The sequence below is a fragment of the Kribbella koreensis genome (assembly GCF_039525325.1).
In the GTDB taxonomy this organism is placed as follows: Bacteria; Actinomycetota; Actinomycetes; order Propionibacteriales; family Kribbellaceae; genus Kribbella; species Kribbella koreensis.
The window spans coordinates 19,456-43,251 of the sequence record NZ_BAAAHK010000023.1 but is presented as its reverse complement, the minus strand read 5'-3'; the positions used below and the strand labels follow the sequence as shown (position 1 = coordinate 43,251).

23 protein-coding genes are annotated in these 23,796 nt (G+C 68.3%); 6 read left to right on the top strand and 17 right to left on the bottom strand.

Annotated features, from left to right (window positions below; all coding sequences use genetic code 11):
* Positions 1-37: 37 nt before the first annotated feature.
* From ABD116_RS39405 to ABD116_RS39395, 3 genes are all read right to left on the bottom strand, one after another.
* Positions 38-1,207, bottom strand: coding sequence for an InlB B-repeat-containing protein (locus tag ABD116_RS39405; RefSeq protein WP_343983132.1), 1,170 nt, complete (start codon positions 1,205-1,207; stop codon positions 38-40).
* A 146-nt stretch (positions 1,208-1,353) separates the two neighbouring features.
* Entirely contained in the window at positions 1,354-4,341 is a 2,988-nt protein-coding gene (locus ABD116_RS39400; RefSeq protein WP_343983193.1) for a glycine--tRNA ligase, read from the bottom strand.
* A 184-nt stretch (positions 4,342-4,525) separates the two neighbouring features.
* Positions 4,526-4,882, bottom strand: coding sequence for a winged helix-turn-helix transcriptional regulator (locus tag ABD116_RS39395; protein WP_343983129.1), 357 nt, complete (start codon positions 4,880-4,882; stop codon positions 4,526-4,528).
* An 84-nt stretch (positions 4,883-4,966) separates the two neighbouring features.
* Between ABD116_RS39395 and ABD116_RS39390 the strand changes: the two genes are divergently transcribed.
* Positions 4,967-5,914, top strand: coding sequence for an NADP-dependent oxidoreductase (locus tag ABD116_RS39390; RefSeq protein ID WP_343983126.1), 948 nt, complete (start codon positions 4,967-4,969; stop codon positions 5,912-5,914).
* Here the strand turns inward: ABD116_RS39390 and ABD116_RS39385 are convergent.
* Positions 5,904-6,857, bottom strand: coding sequence for a LysR family transcriptional regulator (locus ABD116_RS39385; RefSeq protein ID WP_343983123.1), 954 nt, complete (start codon positions 6,855-6,857; stop codon positions 5,904-5,906). The two genes, ABD116_RS39390 and ABD116_RS39385, sit on opposite strands and share 11 nt — an antisense overlap.
* 84 nt (positions 6,858-6,941) lie before the next feature.
* Between ABD116_RS39385 and ABD116_RS39380 the strand changes: the two genes are divergently transcribed.
* Together ABD116_RS39380 and ABD116_RS39375 are read left to right on the top strand one after the other, a co-directional pair.
* Positions 6,942-7,760, top strand: a complete 819-nt coding sequence (locus tag ABD116_RS39380) for an alpha/beta fold hydrolase (protein ID WP_343983120.1) — start codon at positions 6,942-6,944, stop codon at positions 7,758-7,760.
* Between the two features lie 176 nt (positions 7,761-7,936).
* Positions 7,937-8,566 (top strand): superoxide dismutase, encoded by a 630-nt coding sequence (locus ABD116_RS39375; RefSeq protein WP_343983117.1) that lies wholly within the window; start codon positions 7,937-7,939, stop codon positions 8,564-8,566.
* Positions 8,567-8,692: 126 nt separating this feature from the next.
* Here ABD116_RS39375 and ABD116_RS41895 read toward each other — a convergent pair whose 3' ends face one another.
* The 10 genes from ABD116_RS41895 to ABD116_RS39320 all read right to left on the bottom strand — a co-directional run bounded on the left by ABD116_RS41895 (position 8,693) and on the right by ABD116_RS39320 (position 17,350).
* A complete protein-coding gene (locus ABD116_RS41895) occupies positions 8,693-9,037 on the bottom strand; it encodes a DUF1905 domain-containing protein (RefSeq protein ID WP_425552251.1) in 345 nt (114 codons plus the stop codon).
* Between the two features lies 1 nt (position 9,038).
* Positions 9,039-9,833, bottom strand: coding sequence for an alpha/beta fold hydrolase (locus ABD116_RS39360; protein ID WP_343983114.1), 795 nt, complete (start codon positions 9,831-9,833; stop codon positions 9,039-9,041).
* On the bottom strand, positions 9,830-10,606 hold the full coding sequence (locus tag ABD116_RS39355; protein ID WP_343983111.1) for an alpha/beta fold hydrolase: 777 nt from the start codon (positions 10,604-10,606) through the stop codon (positions 9,830-9,832). Before ABD116_RS39355 ends, ABD116_RS39360 begins: the two co-directional genes overlap by 4 nt.
* Before the next feature lie 96 nt (positions 10,607-10,702).
* Positions 10,703-11,953, bottom strand: a complete 1,251-nt coding sequence (locus tag ABD116_RS39350; protein ID WP_343983109.1) for an RNA polymerase sigma factor — start codon at positions 11,951-11,953, stop codon at positions 10,703-10,705.
* A gap of 136 nt (positions 11,954-12,089) precedes the next feature.
* Entirely contained in the window at positions 12,090-12,467 is a 378-nt protein-coding gene (locus tag ABD116_RS39345) for a YciI family protein (RefSeq protein WP_343983107.1), read from the bottom strand.
* 84 nt (positions 12,468-12,551) lie between these two features.
* Positions 12,552-14,099: an LCP family protein gene (locus tag ABD116_RS39340; RefSeq protein ID WP_343983105.1), complete on the bottom strand. Its 1,548-nt coding sequence runs from the start codon at positions 14,097-14,099 to the stop codon at positions 12,552-12,554.
* Positions 14,100-14,437: 338 nt separating this feature from the next.
* Positions 14,438-14,710 carry a hypothetical protein gene (locus ABD116_RS39335; RefSeq protein WP_343983101.1) on the bottom strand — a complete coding sequence of 91 codons (273 nt, stop codon included), beginning with the start codon at positions 14,708-14,710 and terminating at the stop codon, positions 14,438-14,440.
* 52 nt (positions 14,711-14,762) lie between these two features.
* Entirely contained in the window at positions 14,763-15,437 is a 675-nt protein-coding gene (locus tag ABD116_RS39330; protein ID WP_343983098.1) for an SDR family NAD(P)-dependent oxidoreductase, read from the bottom strand.
* Between the two features lie 10 nt (positions 15,438-15,447).
* Positions 15,448-16,329 carry a magnesium transporter CorA family protein gene (locus tag ABD116_RS39325; RefSeq protein ID WP_343983094.1) on the bottom strand — a complete coding sequence of 294 codons (882 nt, stop codon included), beginning with the start codon at positions 16,327-16,329 and terminating at the stop codon, positions 15,448-15,450.
* Between the two features lie 64 nt (positions 16,330-16,393).
* The gene (locus ABD116_RS39320; RefSeq protein ID WP_343983091.1) at positions 16,394-17,350 is read right to left on the bottom strand and encodes a GntR family transcriptional regulator; all 957 of its coding nucleotides are present in this window, start codon (positions 17,348-17,350) and stop codon (positions 16,394-16,396) included.
* A 98-nt stretch (positions 17,351-17,448) separates the two neighbouring features.
* Here ABD116_RS39320 and ABD116_RS39315 point away from each other — a divergent pair, with 98 nt between their 5' ends.
* A complete protein-coding gene (locus ABD116_RS39315) occupies positions 17,449-18,657 on the top strand; it encodes an FAD-dependent monooxygenase (protein ID WP_343983088.1) in 1,209 nt (402 codons plus the stop codon).
* On the opposite strand, the gene ABD116_RS39310 is transcribed toward ABD116_RS39315, so the two are convergent.
* Positions 18,629-19,258 (bottom strand): HD domain-containing protein, encoded by a 630-nt coding sequence (locus ABD116_RS39310; RefSeq protein WP_343983085.1) that lies wholly within the window; start codon positions 19,256-19,258, stop codon positions 18,629-18,631. The genes ABD116_RS39315 and ABD116_RS39310 overlap by 29 nt on opposite strands.
* Before the next feature lie 133 nt (positions 19,259-19,391).
* On the opposite strand from ABD116_RS39310, the gene ABD116_RS39305 reads away from it, so the two are divergent.
* On the top strand, positions 19,392-20,354 hold the full coding sequence (locus ABD116_RS39305; protein ID WP_343983082.1) for a GlxA family transcriptional regulator: 963 nt from the start codon (positions 19,392-19,394) through the stop codon (positions 20,352-20,354).
* 84 nt (positions 20,355-20,438) lie between these two features.
* On the opposite strand, the gene ABD116_RS39300 is transcribed toward ABD116_RS39305, so the two are convergent.
* The gene (locus ABD116_RS39300; protein ID WP_343983080.1) at positions 20,439-21,029 is read right to left on the bottom strand and encodes a TIGR03086 family metal-binding protein; all 591 of its coding nucleotides are present in this window, start codon (positions 21,027-21,029) and stop codon (positions 20,439-20,441) included.
* A gap of 124 nt (positions 21,030-21,153) precedes the next feature.
* Between ABD116_RS39300 and ABD116_RS39295 the strand changes: the two genes are divergently transcribed.
* Positions 21,154-21,741 carry an HhH-GPD-type base excision DNA repair protein gene (locus ABD116_RS39295; protein ID WP_343983077.1) on the top strand — a complete coding sequence of 196 codons (588 nt, stop codon included), beginning with the start codon at positions 21,154-21,156 and terminating at the stop codon, positions 21,739-21,741.
* 811 nt (positions 21,742-22,552) lie between these two features.
* Here the strand turns inward: ABD116_RS39295 and ABD116_RS39290 are convergent.
* On the bottom strand, positions 22,553-23,761 hold the full coding sequence (locus ABD116_RS39290) for a YibE/F family protein (RefSeq protein WP_343983075.1): 1,209 nt from the start codon (positions 23,759-23,761) through the stop codon (positions 22,553-22,555).
* Positions 23,762-23,796: the final 35 nt, after the last annotated feature.

Here is a 23,796-nt window from a genome sequence, read left to right as displayed (position 1 = left end):
CCGAGACTCGCTTCAGGTTTCCTTGGTGAGGCTGGTACTACGTCGCGCGCCAGACTGCGGTGAGTGCGACGGCCCCGCGTGGGGTGGTGTGCAGGACGGTCGCGCTGTTCTTGTAGAGGTACGGCTTCCAGCCGCTCGGCTGGTGGCCGGCGGCGTACCAGCCGGTCTTGCTGGTGTCCTTCGGGTTCTGGTACCGGGTCTTGTCGTCGAAGGATCGCTTCGCGGTCCAGCCGGCGAAGGTGTGGCCGGAGCGGGTGAAGGTGTTCTTCCGCAGCGCCGTCGACCGGCCGTAGAGCACCACGGTGGGTGACATCGATCCGGTGCCGCCCGCGGCGGCGTACGTCACCGTGAACTGGAAGTTCTCGAGGCGGTAGAGCCGGCCCGCGCCGATGTTGAACCCCAGGTAGTAGGTGCCGCGCTGGTGGGTGAGGTGTTCGCTCTCGGAGCCGGAGGTGTGCTCATAGGTGCGCACCAGCTTGAAGGACCAGTTGTAGACGAAGATGCGGTTGGTCTTCTGCGTGCCCTTGGGGCTGGTGATCACGTAGACGTAGCTCTGGTCGCAGTCGATACCTTGCCCGAGGCCGGTCATCGCCAGCTTCGCCGACTTCCCGGTCTCCTTGAACGCGCTGTTGTAGGCGTAGTACTGGTTCAGCGTGCCGCCGGCGTACCGATTGTTGACCGCGTCGTAGCACAGACCGGTCGTTGTATGCGGCAACTGTATGGTCTTCTCGATCGCGAGCGTGCCGGGGTTGATGATCCGAACCGCCCGTGCCTGGGTGGCGCCCTGGACCGAGTCGTCGTTGGTCCACGCCGGGATCATCAACCGCTTGGTGTCGGCGTTGTAGGCGATGTCGTTGCCGTGGCCGAGCAGGTTCGTGTGGTGACCGGAGCGGATCCGGAAGGTCGCGATCTTGGTCGGCGTCGACGCGTACAGCTTGGTCTTGATCAGCTGGGTGGAGTCGTAGACCTTGGTGCCGGACTTGGCGTGCTCCGACACGACGCTGTACCAGTACGTGCCGTCGGTGACCCCGCCGTTGAGCGCCGTGTACTTCGCCGAGGTCGGTTTGGCGGTCCCTGCCGGCGTCGGCCCGGTAACCTTCGGCAAGGCAGCACTCGCGGTCACTGCGCCACCGATGGTGAGCGCGCTGACAGCGCCGAGCGCAACCACCGTCCGCGCCAGCCGTCCGTTCCCATACCAAGCAAACATGAAGTCCCCTTCGCCGGTGCAGCACTTCCCAGCGAAGCCGCACATGCCCGAACGATAAGGGCCGACGAAGGTCAACAGCAGTCAGTTTCTTTGTCGCGCGGGCCCGAGCCGGCGTGGGGAGTACTTCGCCCACGCCGGCTGTTCGGTCAGTTTTCTTTGGTGAGGCTGGTGCCTAGGGCTTGCCAGTCGAGGACGGGGGATGCGAGGTCTCGGATGGTGGCCAGTAGGCCTAGGCGGGCGGCCTTCAGGTCTGGGTCTTCGGCCATTACCAGGATTTCTTCGAAGAAGGTGGTGATGGGGGCTACCAGGGGCTGGGTGGCGGTGACGAAGTCGGCCAGGTTGGTGGGGGCGGTGCCTACCTTTTGGACGGCTTCGTGGAGGGCTACCTCGGCCGGCTCGGTGAGTTTGGTGGAGTCGTACGACGCGGTGACGTCGGCGGGGACGATGCGGCGGGCTCGCTGGAGGACGGCGACCAGGTTGGCGAAGTTGTCGTTGGTTACCTGGCGTTGTAGTTCGGCGAGGGTTTCGTCGGCTGCCGCGGGAGCCTCGGCCAACGGTAGTACAGCAGCGACCTGGAGGTGGTCGTCGCCGCGGTCGATCAGTTGCTGCTCGTAGCGGCGGACGGTGAAGTCCGCGGCGTCGGCCAGCACGGCATCGGACACCTCGATTCCCTGCGCGGTGATCTGGGCTGCAGCAGCGGCCAGACCGGTCGACAGGGTGATCGCCCGCAGCGAGGGGTGCTCGCGCAGGATGGCGACGACGCCGGCGGCGGCGCGGCGCAGGGCGAAGGGGTCGGAGCTGCCGGTGGGCTTGGCGCCGATGGCGAACAGGCCGGCCAGCAGGTCGAAGCGATCCGCCAACGCCAGCAGGGCGCCTGGGACAGTGGACGGGACCGGGTCGCCGGCGGAGCGTGGGAGTTCCATGTCGAAGAGAGCCTGAGCGACGGCTTCGGTTTCGCCGCTGCGGCGGGCGTACTCGCGAGCCATCGTGCCGGCCAGGCTGGTCAGTTCGACGACCATCTGCGAGCCGAGGTCGAACTTCGCCAGCTCCGCAGCCCGCTGCAAGGCCACCAGGTCGTCACCGGACAGCTTCACGACAGACGCAAGAGACAAAGCAACAGCAGCGATTCGGCCCGCGCGCTGAGCCATCGAGCCGAGCCGCTCCTCGAAGGCCAGTTTCTCCAGGCCCTTCTTCATCGCCTCGGGCGTGCTCTGCAGGTCCGCGCGCCAGAAGAAGGCAGCGTCCTCGTAGCGAGCACGCAGTACACCCTCGTTGCCGTTCCGGACGATCGCCTCGTTGACCGAACCGTTGGCCACGGCAACGAAGTGCGGCAGCAGCTCACCCGAGGCGCCACGCACCGGCAGGTAGCGCTGGTGCTTGCGCATCACGGTGGTGAGGATCTCGGCCGGCAGGTCCAGGTAGTCGGCCGAGAAGTTGCCGAGGATCGGCGTCGGCTCCTCGATCAGGTTGACGATCTGGTCCAGCAGGGCCGACTCGGCCTCGAAGTCGATGCTGCCGTTGACCTCACGAGCCAGCAGCTCCGAGGCCTCGACGATCCGCTGACGCCGCTTGGCCGGGTCGGCCTCGATGCCGTGGATCCGCAGCAGGTCGAGGTATCCCTCGGCCGACGCGATCTCGACGGTCGGCTGCGCGGCGGTACGAAGTACGCGCGTCGTACGCCCCGCCGACAGCGACGAGACGGACACCGGTACGACCTGGTCACCGAGCACCGCGACCAGCCAGCGGACCGGCCGGGTGAACGACAGCTTGGCGTCGTTCCAGCGCATGTTCTTGTCCGACCGCAGCCCGCTGACGATGTCGGCCAGTACGCCGCTCAGCACCTCAGCGGCCCCACGCCCCGGATCGGGCTTGGTCACCGCCACATACTCGACCCCGTCGACGACAAGCTCGTGCAGCTCGGAAGGCTCGACCTTCTGCCCCCGGGCAAATCCCAAGGCCGCCTTCGTAAGGTTGCCCTCGGCATCAAACGCCGCGGCCTTCTTAGGCCCGCGGGAAACCTTCTCCGCATCCGGCTCACTCGCCTGGACCGCGGCCACGAAAGCAACCACCCGGCGCGGCGTCGCGTAGGTGGTGACCTCGCCATGCCCGAGCCGAGTCGCGGCAAGCTTCTCTTCCAATGCCTTACGAACGGCGGCGGCGGTCTTGGTGACCTCCGACGGCGGCATCTCCTCGGTACCGATCTCGAACAGCAGCTGCCGAGTCCCACTCATCACCGGGAACTCAGCCGGCGCCGGGACCGCCGGAGGCAACGAGGCGATACCCAGCGGGTGCTCGAGCTCGGTACGCCGCTCCGCCCACAACTGAGCCACCTCGCGCGCCAGCGTCCGCATCCGGCCGAACGCCTTCGCGCGCTCCGTAGTACTGACGGCACCGCGGGCGTCCAGCACGTTGAACGTGTGCGAACACCGCAGCACGTGGATGTGCGCCGGCACCGGGAGCCGCGCGTCGAGCATCCGGCGGGCCTCGGCGGCGTACTCCTCGAAGAGCCGCTTCTGCGACTCCACGTCGGCGTCGTCGAGGTAGAAGCGGGACATCTCGTACTCCGCCTGGCCGAACGCCTCGCCGTACGAGATGCCCGGCGCGTAGGCGATGTCCTTGAAGTGCGAGACGCCCTGCAGCGCCATCATGATCCGCTCGATGCCGTAGGTGATCTCCACCGACACCGGGTCCAGCGTCATCCCGCCGGCCTGCTGGAAGTAGGTGAACTGGGTGATCTCCAGCCCGTCCAGCCACACCTCCCAGCCGAGTCCCCACGAACCGGTCGCCGGGTTGGCCCAGTTGTCCTCGACGAACCGGACGTCGTGCGCGTCGATGTCGATACCGAGTGCCTCGAGGCTGCTCAGGAACAGCTCCTGCGGGTTGCCCGGGTCCGGCTTGAGCACGACCTGGAACTGGGTGTGCGTCTGCAGCCGGTTCGGGTTCTCGCCGTACCGGGCGTCGTCCGGCCGGACCGACGGCTCGACGTAGGCGACCCGCCACGGCTCCGGACCGAGGACGCGCAGGATGGTCGCCGGGTTCAGCGTGCCGGCCCCCACCTCGGTGTTGAACGGCTGCACCACCATGCAACCGCGTTCGGTCCAGTACTTCGTCAGCGCGAGCAGCGCGTCCTGCATCGTGAGCACGAACAACTTCCTCAGGTTCGGTCGAGATTCGGGGGGATCGAGAGCCGCAGTCTATGAGACCGCGACGAGAGTCACATCACGGATGACCCCCACGGGGTGACTTCGCCCAGGCAAGCTGCCGTACTTCGGTAGTGCTCGTTCCTGCCGGGTGCGATCGCGCGCTGGCGGTTGAAGGTCAGCTGATCTCGTGGAGGTGGGCTTCGACCCAGCTGCGGAGGCCGCTGAGGGGGGCCGAGACGCTGTGGCCGAGGTCGGTCAGTGAGTACTCGACGCGGAGCGGGACCTCGGCGTAGATCTCGCGGTTGATGAAGCCGCTGTCCTCGAGCCGGCGCAGGGTGTTGGTCAGGACCTTCGGACTGATGCCCTGCAGCCGGCGCTGGAGCTCGCCGAACCGGACCGGACCGTCCTCGAGCGCGCCGATCGCGAGGGCGGCCCACTTGTTCGCGAGCAGGTCGAGGACGTCGCGGCAGGGACACTGGAGGGCATACACATCGTGCTTGTCGTGCACTCCGGTCGAGCAGATGACGGTCACGGCTACCCTCCTGAGCTGGTCACTTTCCAGAAGATAGTAGCAGCCCTTGCGGGAAAGTACGGTCGCGCAGATAGCGTCCGCGGCATGCGAGCCATCACACAGAACACACTGGGCGGACCCGAGGTCCTGCACGTCGCCGAGGTCGAGCGACCCGAACCACTACTAACCGAAGTCCTGGTCCGCGTGCACGCGGCCGGGGTGAATCCGGTCGACTACAAGACCCGCGAGGGCGGCGGCATGCAGGGCGTGCTCGGCACGCCGCCGTTCATCCTCGGCTGGGACGTGTCCGGCGTGGTCGAAGAGATCGGGTTCGGCGTGCACACGCTGGAAGTCGGCGACGAGGTCTACGGCATGCCGTGGTTCCCGCGGGCGGCTTCGGCGTACGCCGAGTACGTCACCGCTCCGGCCCGTCAGTTCGCGAAGAAGCCTGCCAACCTCAGTCATGCCGAGGCGGCCGCGCTTCCGCTGGCCGGACTGACGGCTTGGCAGATCCTCACTGCGGCGGCTGAGCTTCAGCACGGGCAACGAGTGCTGATCCACGCAGCGGGTGGTGGCGTCGGGCACCTGGCGGTTCAGTTGGCGAAGAACCTCGGTGCGCACGTGATCGGGACGGCGAGCAAGGCCAAGCACGATTGGCTGCTGTCGATCGGCGCCGACGAGGTGATCGACTACCAGACGACCGCTGTCGAGACGGCGACCGGTGACCTGGACCTGGTGGTCGACCTGATCGGTAGCGAGACCACGCTCGACCAGTCGATCAAGGTGCTCAAGCCGGGTGGGCTGCTGGTCGCAGTACCGTCCGGTACTTCACCTGAGCTGCTCGCCAAGGCTGCGACGGCCGGTGTGCGGGTGCGGCCGTTCCTGGTCGAGCCGGACGGACATGCGCTCGGGGAGATCGCAGTACTGGTCGAGCACGGCGAAGTACAGGTAGAGGTCGAGCAGACCTTCCCGCTGGCCGACGCCGCCGAAGCACACCGCCGGATGGCGACCGGCCGGACCCAGGGCAAGCTCGTGCTCGACGTCACCGCCTGACCCGGCCGGCTTGCGAGGCCTCGGGTTCGGGCAGCCAGGCGCCGGCGGGAATCGTCAGCCAGTCATCGGTGGCGAGTTCATCGACCCCCGCGTTGAGGGCGTCCAGGGCGGGGTGGGTGAGGTCGGCCCGCCAGATCATCGACCACGGATAGAGGACCACCGGGTCGACGACGGGCCGCAGTACCGCGCCCGGAACCGGCGGCTGGGTGCTCATCGTCAGGATCGGGGAGTTCCGGTCGCGGATGTGCTGGGCGAGCTCGTCGGCGCCCTGGACGTGTGGATGCGCGAGCGTCGGGTCCACATCCCAGGGCGCCAGGAGTTGCAGGATGGCTTGATCCCAGGCGGGGGTGGCGTGATTCCCTGCCCGGTAACACAATCCGGTCCCCTTCAACTCCTGCAGCGGGATCTCGGCCAGCTCCGCGAGTGGGTTCTCCTCAGGGAGCAGGACCGCCAGCGGCTCGTACCGGACGACGCGTTGCCTGAGGCCTTCGGCCGCCCCCGGGTTGCGGCCGAAGGTGACGTCGAGGCGTTCGGCGAGCAGGAGCGGTACGGCGGCCTCGGTGCCGGTGTGGAAGCGGACGAAGAACTCCAGCTCGGGTGCGTTCCGTCGCGCGGCCGCGAGGACGAGCGCAGGAGTCAGGCCGGGGCCGACCACGTCGACGGTCATCGACGGGGCGAAGCCGCGCAGCTCATGCACGGTCAGATCGTGCAGGCTGATCAGCTCGCGGGCCCTGACGAGCAGCTTCTGCCCCGACGGCGTCAGCTCGACCCGGCGGGTGGTGCGATCGAAGAGTCGCGCGCCGAGACGATCCTCCAGCCTGCGGATGTCCCGGCTCAACGCTTGCTGCGCGATGAAGAGCCGCTGGGCCGCGCGACTGAAGTGCAGTTCCTCCGCCACGACGACGAAGTACCGCAGCAGCCGGATCTCCAGATCGTCGGGCACCCGTTCTTATTAACACACCAGGCGTGTCAATCACCGGCCAACAGGTGTTGGAGTCCGGCAGGCGTCCTCCCGCATGGTCGAGACATGACTACACAAACCGCTGTGACCCTCGATGTCGACGATGCCCGCCTGTACTACGAACTGCGCGGCACCGGTCCGCTCGTGGTGCTCGTCGGGGCCCCGATGGACGCCGACTCCTTCGCGCCGCTGGCCGAGCTGCTGGCCACGGACTACACGGTGCTGACGACCGATCCGCGCGGGATCAACCGCAGTCCGCTCGACAACCCCGATCAGGACTCGACTCCTGCGCAGCGGGCGGCCGATCTGGCTGCACTGATCACCCACGTCGGCGCGGGGCCTGCCATCGCGCTGGGGTCGAGTGGCGGAGCTGTGAGCGTGCTGGCGCTGGCGGAGCTCTTCCCAGATGCGGTGCGGACGGTGATCGCACACGAGCCGCCGCTGCTGAAGCTGCTCGACGATCGGGTCTCGCAGCTCGGGCTGTCCGAGGAGCTGCGGGCGACCTATCTGTCGGGGGACGTGATCGGCGCGTGGGAGAAGTTCTTCGCGCAGGCGAACATCGAGGTGCCGCCGGGGATGATCGAGGGGATGTTCGGAGGCGAGCGCGACCCGCAGTCGGTGACCGACGAGCGGTTCTGGTTCGGGCACGAGCTGGGGCCGAGCGTCGGTTGGGAGGCCGATGTGGACGCTCTGCGAGACGGGCCGGTCCGGATCGTGGTCGGGATCGGCGAGGAGTCGGGTAGTCAGCTGTGTGAGCGGACCTCGACGGCGCTCGCGGCGGGTTTGCAGGTCGAACCGGCCCGGTTCCCGGGCGGGCATACCGGCTTCGCCGACGACCCGGCGGCCTTCGAGCCGGTACTTCGGGCGGTGCTCGCCAAGGGGTGAGACGGCCAGAGGGTGAACTGTTGTGAGGCGGCCTACGGAGCTGTGGACGGACGGGGCAGACTAGGAGCTAGCCGGCCGGGTACAGGTGGGCATGAAAGTGCCCGCTTGACCTCAACACTGGTTGAAGTCTCAAGGTAGAGCCACCGGCCCTCCTGGGCCCTGACGAAGGAGCAGAGTTGACCACGAAGTACACGCTTCCGGACCTCGGCTACGACTACGGCGCGCTGGCGCCGAGCATCGCCGGCGAGATCATGGAGCTGCACCACTCCAAGCACCACCAGACCTACGTCAACGGCCTGAACGACACCCTGGAGAAGCTGGCCGCGGCCCGCGAGGCCGGAGACTTCGGCTCGATCGTCGGGCTGGAGAAGACGCTCGCCTTCAACCTCGGCGGTCACGTCAACCACTCCATCTTCTGGAAGAACCTCTCCCCGGACGGCGGCGACAAGCCGGACGGCGAGCTGGCTGCCGCGCTGGACGAGTCGTTCGGCTCGTTCGACGCCTTCCAGGCCCACTTCACCGCTGCCGCGACCACCATCCAGGGCTCCGGCTGGGCCATCCTCGGCTGGGACGCGCTGGGCGGCGGCCTGCTGATCCACCAGCTGTACGACCAGCAGGGTCAGCTGCCGGCCGGGCAGATCCCGATCGTCATGCTGGACATGTGGGAGCACGCCTTCTACCTGCAGTACAAGAACGTGAAGCCGGACTACGTCAAGGCCTGGTGGAACGTCGTCAACTGGGCCGACGCCCAGGCGCGCTTCGACGCCGCCCGCACCAACGCCGGCGGCCTCATCACCGTCGCCTGACGAACACCTGACAGTCCGAAGAACCCCGGCCCGTCCGGCGGTTCTTCGGACATCGGGCGGCGCCATCGTCCCTCCGGCGGAGATCGGGCGCCCCACCTCCTCCTGGTGGCGAGGTGACGCCCAGCGTCACCAGCCCACAGGGCTCAGCGTTGGCCGCGGCCGGAGGCCAGCCGGTCTACTGCTTTGGTGATTCGGTTCGCTCGGGTCTCGGGCTTCTTCGCTTCTTCGATGCCGAGGACGAACCAGCTGCGCTGGCTCGTCACCCCCGGCCACCCTGGCCGCCTCGCGGTGTTTGACGTTCAGGGCGACCATGTACCGCCCACCCATCACCGCCACCGTGTTCCGGTACGTGTACCCGTTCAGCGTGATCACCACCGGCGGCTTCTTCCCCCGCCCGAGCGCCTCGATCACCTCCGCCGGCACCTCGATCCCGGTCACCGTCGTCCCGGCGATCGTCGTCGTGAACTTCATCTCAGCCCCCGAAGAACTCGGTCAGCACCGGCCCGATCGCCGACGCCTTGATCATGTGGTTCTGCCCCGGGATCTCCCGATGCACAGCCCCCGGTACCGCCTCCGCGACCGCCTTCACCGACGCCCGCATCCACCCAGGACTCTTCCCGCCACCCACCACCAGCACCGGCACCTCCACGCCCGCCCACTGCGCCGCATCCAGCGGTTTCCCAAAAGCGTTCTCCCCAACCACCGCAGCGTCGTACGGGAGCGTGTGCGCCACCGCCTTCAACCCCTTCCACGCCGGCATCAGCTTCATCAGCGTGACGACGAAACCGGGCAGCCCGATCCCCTTCGTCATGAAGTACCTGATCGCCTCCCCCGGCCGATCCGACAACGCCTCCAGGTCAGCCACCCAGCTCCGCGGGATCGCCTTCCGGCTGTCGTCGACCACGTACGGCGCCTCGAACACCACCAGCTTGCTGATCGGCACCCCCGCGGCTGCCGCCCGCAACGCGAGCGCCGCCCCCGACGAGGAGCCATAAACATAAGCCGACCCACCGGCAGCCTCGATCACAGCGGCAAGATCCTCGATCTCCCGCGCCACCTCGTACTCCGCTGCGTCGCCGCTGTCACCCCGCCCACGCCGGTCGTAGTTGTAGACCGTGAACCCGGCCGCGGCCAGCACCCCGGCCAGCTCCGGCATCGGCCCCTGCGCGCGACTGCACAGCGCGCCGTCCACCAGGATCACCACTGGACCATCGCCGGCCCGGTCGTACGCGATCGTGGTTCCGTCTTTCGAGGCTGTCGTCTTCATGCCCAGAACTCCTTCAGCGCGGGAGCCAGTACTGCGGGGTCGACGTTGTGCTGCTGCTCGGCCAGTACTACGTGACTGCCATCCTGCAACAACTCCGCCACCGCCTTGTTGCTATCACTCATCCACGGCCAGGCGACTCCCCCGGTCAGCACCCGGGCCGGCTGCTTGATCGACTTGATCGCCTCGACCGGGATCGAGTAATCACCCATCACCGTCGCGTCGTAGGCGAGCGTGTGCGCGATCGCCTCCTGCGCCGGCCACCAGGGCGACGCCTTCGCCTGCGCGACGAACTCGGCCGGCATCCCGACGACCTCGGCCATGAAGTACTCCGCCGCCTTGTCCCGCCGGCCCTCGGCGACGAACCCGCGGTAGATCGACGCGGTATCGGCCACCGGGCGGCCCTCGGCCCCTTCGAGGAAGTACGGCGGCTCCCACAGCGCCAGCTTGTTCACCGGGCGACCGGCCGCCGTCGCCAGCAACGCGAGCGCGGCGCCGGACGACGTACCGTACAGATGGGCCGAGCCACCCGCGGCGGCGAAGATCGCGTCGAGGTCCTCGAACTCGCGCTCGATCGCGTAGACCTCGGCGTCACCGCTGTCGCCGCGCCCCCGGCGGTCGTAGTTGTAGACGGTGTAGCTCTGCGCCAGCAACGCGGCCAGCGGTGCGTTCGACATCCGGTCGACCGACCCACCGCAGACCAGGACGACGGCGGGGCCTTCGCCGAGGCGGTCGTAGGCGATCGAGGTGCCGTCGGCCGAGGTGACTTTCTGCATGATGTGCTCCTTCACAGCGGCCGATGCCTCTCATCTGGCCTTCACCGCTGCGTCGAACAACCAGCCCCCAGATCGACAGGGTCCGCGAAAAGACTTCTAGCAGGCTGCGGCGCGGTCGAGGAGGAAGGTGCGTTCGCGCTCGTTGCGGGTCAGGCCGGCTGCCTTCTCGAACTCGGTCCGGGCTTCGTCGAGGCGGCCGAGTTTGAACAGCAGGTCGCCGCGGACGCTCGGCAGCAGGTGGTAGTCCTTCAGCGACGGCTCGTCGGCCAGTGCGTCGACGGCGGTGAGTCCGCGTTCGGGGCCGAAGGCCATCGAGATCGCGACCGCCCGGTTGAGCTCGACCACCGGGGAGGGGGCGACTTGGGCGAGTACGGCGTACAGGCCGGCGATGCGGGCCCAGTCGGTGTCGTCGGCCTCGGCTGCCCGGGCGTGACAAGCCGCGATGGCTGCCTGGAGGAGGTACGGGCCGGGGGTGCCTTCGAGGTTCCAGGCTCGGTCGATGCTCTCGAGGCCGCGGCGGATGAGCAGGCGATCCCAGCGGCGGCGGTCCTGGTCGAGCAGGAGAACGGGCTCACCTTGCGGGCCGACGCGGGCGTTGGCGCGGGAGGCCTGGATCTCCATCAGCGCGACCAGACCGTGTACTTCGGGCTCGGCCGGCATCAGTTCGGCGAGCAACCGGCCGAGGCGGAGCGCCTCGTTGCACAGCGACGGCCGCATCCAGTCGTCACCGGCGGTCGCGGAGTAACCCTCGTTGTAGATCAGGTAGATGACTTCCAGTACCGACGACAGCCGGTCGATCAGGTCCTGGCCGGTCGGTACCTCGAACTCGACCTCCGCCTTGGCCAGATTGCGCTTGGCCCGGACGATCCGCTGCGCGATGGTCGCCTCGGGCGCGAGGAACGCGCGGGCGATCTCGTCGGTCTTCAACCCGCCGAGCAGCCGCAGCGTGAGCGAGACCCGCGCGTCGGTCGTCAGTACCGGGTGACACGCGGTGAACACGAGCCGCAGCAGGTCGTCCTCGATCGTGTCCTCGAGGATCGCCTCGACATCGTCCTCGACGCTGTCGCCGTCGATCTCGAGCTCGTGCCCCATCTCGGCGAGCTTGCGCTGGTACGTCTCCTTGCGCCGGATCAGGTCGATGGCCCGCCGCTTGGCGATCGCCATCAGCCACGCACCCGGATTGTTCGGTACGCCGGACTCCGGCCACTGCTCCAGCGCCGCCACCAGCGCATCCTGCGCGAGCTCCTCGGCCAGCCCGACATCCCGCACGATCCGGGCCACCCCGGCAATGATCCGAGCCGACTCGATCCGCCAAACAGCGTCGATCGCCCCATGCGTCTCAGTCACCGTCACCCACCCGATAGAACCCCACCGTCGCCCCAACAGCAAGCCAGAAATCGCGACCTCGAACACCCACCGGCGACCTTGAACACGCTATTTCATGTCCCAGGTCGCCGTTTGGTGTTCAAGGTCGCCGGTTGGGTCAGCTGGTGAAGATGCCGGCGTCGGGGGCGAAGTCGGCTTCTTCCACCACCCGGCGGACCTCTACCTCGTTGTCGAGGGCTTCGGCCAGCCGGGCGGCCCACTCGACTGCTTCGTCCTTGGTGCGGACGTCGACGACGATGATCCCGCCGACCAGCTCCTTGGTCTCCGCGAACGGGCCGTCGGTGACGGTGCGCTTGCCGTCGGCCACCTTCACCCGGGCGCCGAGCGAACTGCGGTGCACGCCCTCGGCGAACAGCAGCACGCCCGCCTTCGACAGGTCGTCGACGACCTTGCCGACCGCCTCGCCCACCTGCTGGCTCACCATCCGACCGGCCTCGGTGTCGTCGTCCGCCTTGTTGATGATCATGTAACGCATCGGTCCAACTCCCTCGTCCTGGAGATCCTTTGATCTCACGTCGACCGGGTCACCGCCAGATCGACACTCGCGAGGAAGAAGTTTTCAGCTCGGCTGATCGCCCTCGGGGTGGTACGCACAAGCATCGGCCAGGTCGACGGTCGCCGGCGGTGGCGTCGTCTTGCCGGCGCCGGGCCGGGCGAGGGTCTTCGGGTCCTTGGTGGCCGGGGTGCTGGGCGGGGTCGTGGTCGCGGGAGTTTCCGGCTTCGGCTCGAGTGCCTTGGCGACCGTCTCGCGGAGGCCCTCGTAGTCCGGGTGGAGGTACTTGAGCTTCAGCTTCGACACGTCCAGCGAGACGTTCGAGACCGTTCCCGACTTCACCTTGAGGGCGAGCTGGATCAGGGCCGGCAGGAGTTCCTGCGGGATGTCGGTGCGGAGCAGGTTCTTGCCCGCCTTCGCGATCGCCTGGTACTTCGTGACGAGCGTGCTCGGGTTGGCCGCGTCGACGATCGCCTTGATCGTGCACCGCTGCCGGATCTGCCGCTGGTCGTCGTCGGCGCCGTACCGTCCCCGCGCGAACCACAGTGCGTGCGGCCCGTCCAGGTGCTGGTTCGGCCCCGGCTCGATCCACTCGTTCGGCGGGATGTGCGCGCTGCTGACGCCGCCCATCGCGACCCGCTCGTTCACGTTGACCGTGATGCCGCCGAGCGCCTGGACCAGCTGCGAGAAGCCCTTCAGGTTGACCTGCAGGTAGTAGTCGATCTTCAGCCCGGTCGCCTCGCCGACGGACTGCTTCACCACGTCCGCGCCCTCGTTGTCCGACGGGCCGAGGATGCCGGGATGCGCGTCGGGGATGTTCTGGTACATCGCGGTCAGCATCCACTCCAGCCGGCCCTCGAGGCTGAGCCCCTCCTTGCCGAAGCCGTCCGGGTAGAACTTGTGCAGCGGCGAGTCCTTCGGGAACGGCATGAAGGTGAGCTGCCGCGGCATCGAGATCAGCGAGGTGTCGCCGGTCTTGGTGTCGATACTGGCCACGATCACGGTGTCGGTACGGACGCCAGGCCGGCTCGGCGCGTCGTCACCGCCGAGCAGCAGCAGGTTCAGTCGCGGGCGGTTCTCCCACGGGTCCTTCACGTTGACCGTCTTCGGCCGGGTCGCGCTCTTGCTCTCGCCCTGCGAGACGAACACGTTCTGGACCAGGTCGCGCTGGGCGAGCACGTTCTCGACCGCGATCGCGGCGGGCGCGGCGATCGCGAAGCAGAGCATCCCGACCAGCAGTGCGCCGACGGCCCGGCCGCCCGGGGCAGCCGTTGCCGGACGCAACAACCGGTGCGAGCCGACGATCACGACGATCCAGCCGAACGCGATCGCGCCGATCACCACGCTGGTGATCAGCAGCCGGCTCGGTACGACGGCAGCCGACAGCACCTCTTCACGCCGGGTCAGCCCGACGTACACCCCCAGCCCGATCAACCCGAGCGTCAAAGTCAGTACGAAGGCGCCCAGCCGCTTGCGCCCACCGATGATCAGCCCGATTCCCGGCAGCAACGCACTCAGCAACGTCAACCCCAACGACCGGGGCACCGACCGGGCCCGCCGAGCAATCCGCTCCGCCGCCCGCCGGTCCCGCCTGGTCTCGCTTGCCTTCCCCACCACCCGCTCACCGTCCCCCCGGCTCGCAGCGTCCCCAGTCCCACCAGCATCCCCAGCGGCACCAAATCCGGGGGCACCGCTCACCCCAGCGGTGTCGCCCACTCCGTCATTGGAGCCCACTCCCCCAGAGTCGGCCGCGCGGGCGAGGCCCGCAAGGTCGGCTTCGTCTCGGGTACGGCTCGACTGCCCATCGACGGCGGGATCAGTGCCGGGGAGGGGCGTGCCTTTGGCGCGCTTCGCGCGTGAACGACGCCCCATGACCTCCCCTGTCCACCGGTGGATGTGTGACCAGTACCCCGGTCGCACACCTCGTTAGACGCCGAAAACGGGCACAAGGTTTACCCCTGGCGGAAATCCACCTGCCCCTGCGGCACGCGCGAGGGCTCCAGCGGGCGCAACAAGCCGGCGGCGAACCACGCCTCGACGGACTTCGCCTCCTTCGTGTTCGGCACGTAGACGACGCGTGCCATCCAGTCGTCGGAGTTGTTCCGCCGCCACTCCAGGATCAGCCCCGGCCACGGGCCGCGCTCGTACGCCGTTCCGAGAACCCAGCAGTGCCGGCGACTCCGGTCAGGCGGCGGTTCACGCGGATAGCGCCTGTTGCTCCCCATGGGTTCAGCATCGCACATGCATTCGATTACAGCGCAAATCGAAGCTCGCGGGTCAGACTGGCAGGTGGGCTCCGGTGACGCCGGGGGTTTCGGCGAGCACGCGCAGTACGGTCGCGATCCGGGCCGGCGGGGTCCACTTGGCGGTGTTCGCGTCCGGCATCGCGCGGCGGTTGGTGGGGGTGTCGATGGTGCCGGGGAGGATCGCGTTGACGCGGATGTGGTCCTTCGCGTATTCGACGGCGAGGGCGTCCACGAAGGCGAGGACGGCGGCCTTGGCGGTGATGTAGCCGGCCGCTCCGGAGAAGGGCTTGAGGGCGGACATACTCGAAGTACAGGTGATCGATCCACCACCCGCGGCGATCAGCAACGGCAGGACCGCCTGAGTCACCAGGTACGTCGGCCGCAGGTTGAGCCGCAGTTGCGCCTCGAACTCCTCCACCGGCGTCTCATGCACCCGACTCCCGGCCGCAAACCCACCCACCAAGTTAACCAACGCCCGCACCGGCGCACTCTCATCGGCACCAGCAACCCGCGCAACCTCAGCAACACCCACCGGATCACTCAAGTCAGCAACAACCGTGTGCAGCCCTTCAGGACTCCCGAGCTCACCCAACGATTTGTCAGACCGCCCGGGCACGACAACCCGCCAGCCTGCCGCCAGGAACTCGGCAGTCACCGCCGAACCAAGCCCGCCGGTGCCCCCAGCAACAACCACAGTCCCAGTCATATCCGGGAGCCTAGTCGGGGAGGGCTAGGGTGCGGCCGGCGTCTCGGGCTGCGGCGATGGTTTGGGACAGGGTGTTTTTGAGGCTGGCGGCTTCGTCGGCGAAACCTTGGACGACGGAGGTGTCGCCTACTGGTTCGGTGCGGGCCAGGAGTTCTATGTAGCGGTCGCCGTCTTCGAGGGCTGCTTCGGCTCGGAGGGCGGCGTCGGCGGAGCGGACTCGGTCGGCGTAGTGCTCCAGGAGTTCGACTTTGCGTTTGATGGCGTCGACGGAGCGGTTGAGGGCCCGGCGCTGGGGGCCCAGGACCGCCTCGAGTTCGGCGGTGGCCATGCCGCGGGCTACCTCACGCTGGCGGGCGCGGAGTACGGACTGTTCGTGGAGGACCTGGCCGATGTCCCAGAGTTGCTCGGGGAGGACTAGCTCATTCTTGACGTCGTCGAGGAGGCCACGTTTGGTGACCGTTGCCTCTAGCACCGATTTGACGGCGCGCTGGCCGCGGGCGAGCAGCCGGCCGGACTCCTCGTCGAAGTCCTCGGCCAGCAGGTACTTCCCGTGCTGCAGCCGGACCGCCTTCTGTTTGCGGTTCTCGACCGCGGAGCCGACGCCGACCGCGCCGGTGGTGACGACACCGACGATGGCGAGCACGAGGGCTGCCCACGCCGCGACGGCGGTCGGCAGGGTGAGCGCGAAGATGATCAGCGCGAGGATCCAGCCGCCGACGCAGACGGCGAGCCAGACGAGCAGCGAGCCGAAGGTCGCGGCCGGTTCGGTCGACCAGGAGGTCTGCCGCTTGGGCTTGGGGCGGCTCGCGGGCACGAACAGCTCGGGTTTCCGCTCGAACAGCCGGCGGACCTCCACCGGCACGTCCGGCGCGAACACCGGTTCCGGGCCCATCGCACCTCCCCTGTCCACGCTGCTGTCCACCTACCGTCCAGGCTGATTGCGAACCTGCCGATACTCAGCGTAGCGGCGTCCGCAGCCGTTGCAGCTTGACCGCGAGCCCGTCGAGCACGATTCCCAGCCCGAACTCGAACAAGTCGTCCAACTGGAAGTCGAACTCGAACCCATCCGGCTCCGCCAGCGCTCGGAACCCGGCGAGATCCTGCTCGACGATCAACTCCGCCAACCGCCCCGCCTGCTGGTCCGCCCACTCGTCGGCGGTCATCCCGGTGTCCTGCTCGGCATGCGCCTCGCTCTCCAGATTGAGCGCGACCCCACGGACATAACCGAAGACGGTGATCGCCGCATACATCGACGTGTTCGCGTCGACACCGAAGCTGCGGACAGCACGCAGTACGGCGTCCGTGTGCGGCAGCAGATTGGGCAACACCTGCGGCCGCCCGATGCTCACCGCACTCGCCAACCACAGATGAGCCTTGTACGCCGCCCACTGTGCCCGAGCCGCCGTCTCGATCACCGCCCGCCACCCAGCCGGCTCCCGCCGCGGCATCGGAAACTCCCCGATGGCCACATCAACCATCTGCAGCACCAACGCCTCCTTCCCACCCACATACCGGTAGAGCGCCATCGTCGAAACCCCAAGCTCAGTAGCCACCCGGCGCATGGACAAAGCCCCAAGCCCCTCGGCATCAGCAATCCAAATCGCAGTCCGCACAACCTCCTCCTGACTCAAGGACCCGGAGGTGGGGTGGAGAACACCGAAGCCGCTGCGGGTGGATCCGACGGCGGAGCCGGGTGGGCGGGGAGCTGGGCCGACTACGGTGCCGACTCCGGGGAGGGAGTGCACCAGACCTTCTTGTTGGAGGGCAGTCAGGGCTTTGGTGGCTGTGGCCATGGCGACGCCGTGGGTGCGTACTAGTGCACGGGTGGACGGGATGCGGTCGCCTGGCTGGAGTTCTCCGGCGGTGATCTGCCTGCGGAGCTCCGCTGCGATCTCCTGGTACGGCGCTGCCATCGGTCCTCCGAACTAGTGCACCCCGGCACGGGACGCCAGATGATGTGACGCTGTCTCGTGTACACCGTACGTGCACTACCCCTACGGAAGGAACCGCCATGAAGATCCTCATCTCCGGCGCCGGGATCGCCGGACCCGCACTGGCCTACTGGCTGGAAAAGGCAGGCTTCGAGCCGACCGTCGTCGAGCTCGCCCAGGCGCCGCGGCCGGGCGGGCAGACTGTCGACATCCGTGGCATCGCTCGCGAGGTGGTCGAGCGGATGGGCGTGATGGAGGCCGTCAAGGAGCGGCGGATGCATGAGCGCGGGTTGGCGTACGTGCGGGCCGACGGCCGACGGTCGGCCGCGCTGCCCGCGGAGATCCTCGACGGCGGCGGGCCGGTGGCCGAGATCGAGATTCTGCGCGGTGATCTGTCGGAGATCCTGCTCGACGCGACCAGCCAGAAGATCGAGTACTTGTACGGCGACTCGATCACCAAGCTCGTCCAGGACGACGACGGTGTCCAGGTGACGTTCCACAGCGGCAGCGAGCGCCGTTTCGATCTGGTCGTCGGTGCGGACGGCGTGCACTCGCGAGTCCGTTCACTTGCCTTCGGCAACGAGGCGGAGTTCGTCGAGCACCTCGGCGGCTACGGGTCGTTCTTCACCGTCAAGACGCCCGAACCGCTCGACGGCTGGATGAAGATCTACTCCGCGCCGGGTGGCCGCTGGGTCGGGATGCGGCCGGACCACGACCCGCAGTACGCGAAGGCACTGCTCAGCTTCCGCTCACCGCTGCTCCCCCGGCTCAAGCCGGCCGAGCAGAAAGCCTTGCTGGCGAAGACCTTCGCAGGGGTCGGATGGCACGCGGCCCACGCCATCGACGCGATGGAAGGCGCCGACGACTTCTACTTCGACAGCACGAGCCGCGTCGTAGTACCGGAGTGGTCGCGCGGGCGGATCGTCTTGCTCGGAGACGCCGGCTACTGCGGTTCCCCGATGGCCGGCCACGGTACTGCGCTGTCGCTCGTCGGCGCCTACGTCCTCGCCGGCGAGCTGACCGGGTACGACGGCGATCACGCCCGCGCCTTCCCGGCGTACCAGCGGGAGATGCAGCCGTACGTCGATCAGCGCACCGAACTGCCACCCGGCGGACTGAAGATGGCGATGCCCATGACCGCGACCGGCATCCGGCTGCGCGACGCCTCCACCCGGCTGATGACGTCGCGCCCCTTCCGCCCGCTGCTCGCCAAGCTGGCCGGCCAGCCCGACGCCATCGCCCTCAAGCCGTACCCGGCGATCACTCAGGCCAGGACGACCCAAGGATGATGTCGACGAAGTTGGTGCGCTCGAAACCTGGCACGAACCGATCGAGCACATCCGCCTTCACATTGCCGAAGGTCGTCGCCGGCCGGTGCTTGATCCCGTCGTTGAACGCCTGCAGGATCCGGTTCTTGAAGTCCGGCCGCGGGTGCGCCGCCACGATCGCGGCGCGCTCGCCGGCCGAGATCCGGTCCAGCCCCAGCCCCAGCACATCCGCCTCGACCCCGGCCGTGACGAGCGCGATCTCCGGCGCCATGTGCGCGGGGATCTCCGGCGTCGTGTGCAGCGCGATCGCCGTCCAGACCAACTGCGTCTCGTCGTCACCGATCCCGTGCCGGCGCAGGAAGTCGACGGCCGCGTCGGCGCCGTCGATCTCGAACCGCTGCTGCGATTCCCGGTACTTCGAGGTCAGCCCGAGATCGTGGAACATCGCGCCGACGTACAGCAGCTCCGGGTCGTACTTCAGCTCCTTGCCGTTCAGCGAACCGAACAGGAACACCCGCCGGGAGTGGTCGTAGACCAGGTCGTCGGTCACGTCGCGGACCAGCTCGGTCGCCTCCTCGGCGAGCTTGCTGTCCGGGATCTCGATGCCTGCAATGCTGGACATTCGTCCTCCTTGTGGATTGAGGTCCAGCCTCGCGCGGGCGGCACCCCGGCGGTCGGGGCGATCCGGACGGGTATCCCTCGCATCCGGACACCTGACCGAGCGGCCGCGACGGCCGGCACCGCATACTCGGGGAGTGCCTGATGTGCTGGTGGTCGTCTATGACGGGGTCCGGCTGCTCGACGTCACCGGGCCGCTCGAGGTGTTCGCGGTCGCCAACGAGCAGGGCGGCGAGTACCGCTCCCGCCTGGCCTCACCCGACGGGCGCGATGTGGTCGCCAACACGGGCACCCGGCTCGGGGTCGACCTGAGCCTGTCGTCGGCGGATGCGCGGGGCGCGACTCTCGTAGTACCGGGTGGTCCCAATTGGCTGCACACCATCAGCGACGCGGGCCTGCTCGACCAGATCCGGCGGCTCTCGGGTCAATCAGCCCGTACTGCGTCAGTCTGCGCCGGGGCCTTCGCTTTGGCCGCGGCCGGATTGCTCGACGGGCGCCGGGCCACCACGCACTGGGAGCTCGCGGACCAGCTGGCGCGGCGGTTCCCGTTGGTCGAGGTGGACAGCGACGCGATCTTCGTCGAGGACGGGCCGGTGATCACGTCGGCCGGGGTGACGTCGGGGATCGATCTCGCGCTGGCGCTGGTCGAGAAGGACCTCGGCGCGGAGACGGCGCGGCTGGTGGCCAAGCAGATGGTGGTGTTCCTGCAGCGGCCGGGTGGGCAGTCGCAGTTCAGTGTGCGGCTGAGCGCCGGCCAGGCGCGGCATGAGCTGGTGCGGAAGGTGCTTGATGCGATCACCTCGGACCCGGCGGGTGATCACAGTCTCGAAGTACTGGCGTCGCGGGCCGGGGTGAGCGGCCGGCATCTGACCAGGTTGTTTCATGACGAGGTCGGTACTACGCCAGCGCGGTTCGTCGAGAAGGTCCGGGTGGAGGCTGCCCAGCTCTTGCTGGAGGCAACGACGGACCCACTCGACGTGATCGCTCGGCAGGTCGGGCTCGGGTCGCCGGAGACGCTGCGGCGGGCCTTCACCCGGGTGCTCAACACGACGCCGGGGCGGCATCGGGCGCGGTTCAGCGGCGTACCGAAGGACAGGTAGTGCATCGCGAGACGCTGTACACCTTTGGTCGGCTCCCGCTCAGGTGCACTGCTTAGGGCGACGGACGTCCTGTTGTTAAGTACGTCAGTCGAGGGGGGAGATCCAGTCGGGGTTGCGGCCCAAGAGGGCTAGCAGGGTGGCTAGGTCGGTGGCGTCGCCGGGGACTTTGAGGCTGCGTTCGAAGGCGGCGCCGGGGCCTCGGGATGCCTCGGTGTCGGGGATTCTGCGGGCCAGAGTCAGGGCCATCTCGACCATGTCCTGGGGTGGGTCGTAGGGGGTGTCGATGGCTCGGGCGAGATCCCAGGCGTGGACCACGCAGTCCAGCTGGCGGAAGGTGAGGGCGACCCGGCGGGGGAAGGTGCCGAACTCGCGGACCTCCATCGGCTGGTCCAGCGCGCCGCCGTCGGCGAAGGCCTCGGCCACCCGAACGTTGGAGCGGCGGTAGGCGCCGGCCGGGTTGTCGCCCAGCCGCCCGCCGGTCCAGGTCTGGACCGGGGCCGAGCCGTCGCGGGCCGCCGCGGCGAAGCCTTCGTTCTCGCTGACGATGTGCCGCAGCAGGCCGCGGACCGTCCAGTCGGGGCAGGGAGTGGGAAACCACAGGTGCTCTGGTCGCACCTGCATGACTACTTCGCCGAGTACCGCGCCGGCTCGCCGATCCAGATCCCGGATGTCCATCCGCGTTCCTCCACGTCGTCGCCCTGCCCTCGCTGAGCATAGGCCGGTCGGCTCGCGGTCGCCCCCTTTGCGGCGTGGATCCGGGGCTGTGCACGGGATAACCCGCAGCCGGTAGCCTGACCGCATGCCCGGGACGCTCTACATCACAGGTGACAAGGCCGCCGACGGTCTGCTCAACAAGGACGGAACCGCCCTGCTGATCGGCATGCTGCTGGATCAGCAGGTGCCGATGGAGTGGGCGTTCGGCGGTCCGGCCAAGCTGAAGGAACGGCTCGGCCATCTGGACGCGAAGAAGATCGCCGCGATGGACGTCGAAGAGTTCGTCGCGATCTGCTCGGAGAAGCCGTCCATCCACCGGTTCCCGGGGTCGATGGGCAAGCGGATCCACCAGGTCTGTGTCGTGCTCGCCGACGAGTACGGCGGCAAGGCGGCGAACATCTGGAAGGGCGTCGACACCGGCGCCGAGCTGTACGAACGACTGCACGCACTGCCCGGGTACGGCGAGGAGAAGGCGAAGATCTTCGTCGCGATCCTGGCCAAGACGCAGGGCGTCGCGCCGGACGGCTGGCGCGAGGCGGCCGGGAAGTTCGGCGATGACGTGCCGCGTTCGGTCGCCGACATCGACGGCCCGGAGTCGCTGGCCAAAGTCCGCGAGTGGAAGAAGGCCCAGAAGGCCGCGAAACGCGACAAACAGGACAACGCGGTCGGCTGACCAGCAGACTCGGTTCATGCCCGCCGCCCGCGAGTCCGCCGAGGTCGATGGCGTGCGGCTGGCGGAGGCGCTCGACCGAGGGCCGTTCAGCCTCGCCCTGCGGCTGGCGGTGCGCGAGAGCGGGCTGAGCCTGGAGCGGCTGCAGTTCAAGCTGCGGGAGCGCGGTACGCCGGTGAGCAAGACTGCCCTGAGTTATTGGCAGCACGGGCACAACCAGCCTGAGCGGGCCGAGTCGCTGCGGGCACTGGCGGTGATCGAGGAGATTCTCGGGCTGGACGCCGGGGCGTTGGCCGCGTTGGTCGGGCCGCCTCGGCCTCGGGGGCGTTGGCTGGTACAGAAGCCGGGAGCCCTGCGGCCCGATCAGGCCTGGGCGCGGCCCGACGGGCTGGCCCGCGCGCTGGAACGGATGGGGAGCAGTCTCGACGCGTTCCATCAGTTCGCGCAGCTCGGGCTGCATCTTCAGCTCAGCGTGGACGCCGAGCGGAGGCTAGAGTCGATCAGCTATCACCTGGTCGCCCGCGCCGATGTCGACGGGATCGACCGCAAGATCGTCGCAATCCGCAGCGACGCCGGTACCGCCGAACCGCTGGACATCACGAGCACCCGCGGCTGCCGGGTCGGCCGTCAACGCCAGGACGCCGCCACCGGCTTCACCACATTCGAACTGCTCCTCGACCGCCCGCTGCGCGTCGGCGAACTCGCAGTACTCCACTACAAGGTCCGTACCGACCTCCCGGACACCCTGCACAACCAGCGCGTGCAGCAGTCGACGCGCGACTTCTCGATGCAGGTGTCGTTCGCCCCGGCGGTACTACCGGCCCGGGTCTGCCGCAGCTACCGTTCCTCGGTCAGTGACCGCGGCACCGTCAGCGACCTCTCCGTCGGCGCCAGCCACACCGCCGCCTTCGCCGTCCTCGATCCGGCTCCCGGCATCCACAGCCTCGGGTGGGACTGGTTCTAGCACTGCCGCGGCCAGGGCTGTGGTGATCGGTACTGCTGCCACGATGCCCAGGCCGCCGACCAGTGCCCGTACTACCTCGACCGCTACTCGTTCCGTCGACAGGACGTAGCTCTCGGGGACGCCGCTGATGCTGAAGAGCATGAGCATCGGGAGGGCGGCGCCGGCGTACGCGAGGACGAGCGTGTTGACGACGGCGGCCACGTGGGCGCGGCCGACTCTCAGCCCGGCGCTGAACAGCTCGCGCCGTGACGCCGTCGGCTTGGCGGCGGCCAGCTCCCACACCACAGCTGTCTGGGTGATCGCTACGTCGTCGAGCACACCCAGTGCGCCGATCACCAGGCCGGCGATCAGTAGGCCCTTGAGGTCGACAGTTGGTACGTACGAGGCGACCTCGGAGGCGCCGTCGGAGCTGAGGCCGCTGATCCGGGCTGCCCGGAGGAAGACCTCACCTAGTACAGCCGTCAGCATCAGCGCGCCGATGGTGCCGAGGAGAGCGACCGAGGTGTGGATGCTGATGCCGTGGGTCAGGTACAACGCGAGCACCATGATCGCCGTACCGCCGACAACCGCCACCAGCAACGGATCCGAGCCCGACAGGATCGACGGCAGCACGAACTGCGTCAGCACGACGGCTGTCACTGCTAGCGCTACTAGCGCCGCTACTCCACGCCAGCGGGACAGGGCGATCACGGCCACTGCGAAGAGCGCGGCCAGTAGGAGAAGGGGTCGGCTTCGGTCTTGGTCGACGTACAGGTAGCGGTCGGCCGGGTCGGCTTGCTCGACGACGCCTAGGAGGATTCGTTGGCCGGTCTCGACTTTTGGGACCAGGGGGTGCTTGACCGCTCGGGCTGTCACGACGGTTCCCTTGCCGACGCCGTCGGTGACCTTGACCGTTGCCCGGTCGCACTCGTCGGGTGCTAGCGGGCAGGGCACGACGGCGGTGACGATGCCTTTGGCCTTGGCGCTTTGCAGGGCGTCGACTTTGAGGTCGCCTCCTGGTCTGAGCAAGACGAGGAGGACGATCGTCAGGCCTAGCAGGGGCAGGAGCAGGGCTAGCACCAGTACGCGGGTGCGCCGCGCTATCCGGCCGGCTG

Bases quoted from the DNA above. Each gene is read 5' to 3' on its own strand.
- ABD116_RS39405 (WP_343983132.1), bottom strand. From the start codon at position 1,207: ATGTTTGCTTGGTATGGGAACGGACGGCTGGCGCGGACGGTGGTTGCG.
- ABD116_RS39400 (WP_343983193.1), bottom strand. From the start codon at position 4,341: ATGCAGGACGCGCTGCTCGCGCTGACGAAGTACTGGACCGAACGCGGT.
- ABD116_RS39390 (WP_343983126.1), top strand. From the start codon at position 4,967: ATGCGAGCCATCACACAGAACACACTGGGCGGACCCGAGGTCCTGCAC.
- ABD116_RS39380 (WP_343983120.1), top strand. From the start codon at position 6,942: ATGACTACACAAACCGCTGTGACCCTCGATGTCGACGATGCCCGCCTG.
- ABD116_RS41895 (WP_425552251.1), bottom strand. From the start codon at position 9,037: ATGAAGTTCACGACGACGATCGCCGGGACGACGGTGACCGGGATCGAG.
- ABD116_RS39360 (WP_343983114.1), bottom strand. From the start codon at position 9,833: ATGAAGACGACAGCCTCGAAAGACGGAACCACGATCGCGTACGACCGG.
- ABD116_RS39355 (WP_343983111.1), bottom strand. From the start codon at position 10,606: ATGCAGAAAGTCACCTCGGCCGACGGCACCTCGATCGCCTACGACCGC.
- ABD116_RS39345 (WP_343983107.1), bottom strand. From the start codon at position 12,467: ATGCGTTACATGATCATCAACAAGGCGGACGACGACACCGAGGCCGGT.
- ABD116_RS39335 (WP_343983101.1), bottom strand. From the start codon at position 14,710: ATGGGGAGCAACAGGCGCTATCCGCGTGAACCGCCGCCTGACCGGAGT.
- ABD116_RS39330 (WP_343983098.1), bottom strand. From the start codon at position 15,437: ATGACTGGGACTGTGGTTGTTGCTGGGGGCACCGGCGGGCTTGGTTCG.
- ABD116_RS39325 (WP_343983094.1), bottom strand. From the start codon at position 16,329: ATGGGCCCGGAACCGGTGTTCGCGCCGGACGTGCCGGTGGAGGTCCGC.
- ABD116_RS39320 (WP_343983091.1), bottom strand. From the start codon at position 17,350: ATGGCAGCGCCGTACCAGGAGATCGCAGCGGAGCTCCGCAGGCAGATC.
- ABD116_RS39315 (WP_343983088.1), top strand. From the start codon at position 17,449: ATGAAGATCCTCATCTCCGGCGCCGGGATCGCCGGACCCGCACTGGCC.
- ABD116_RS39310 (WP_343983085.1), bottom strand. From the start codon at position 19,258: ATGTCCAGCATTGCAGGCATCGAGATCCCGGACAGCAAGCTCGCCGAG.
- ABD116_RS39300 (WP_343983080.1), bottom strand. From the start codon at position 21,029: ATGGACATCCGGGATCTGGATCGGCGAGCCGGCGCGGTACTCGGCGAA.
- ABD116_RS39295 (WP_343983077.1), top strand. From the start codon at position 21,154: ATGCCCGGGACGCTCTACATCACAGGTGACAAGGCCGCCGACGGTCTG.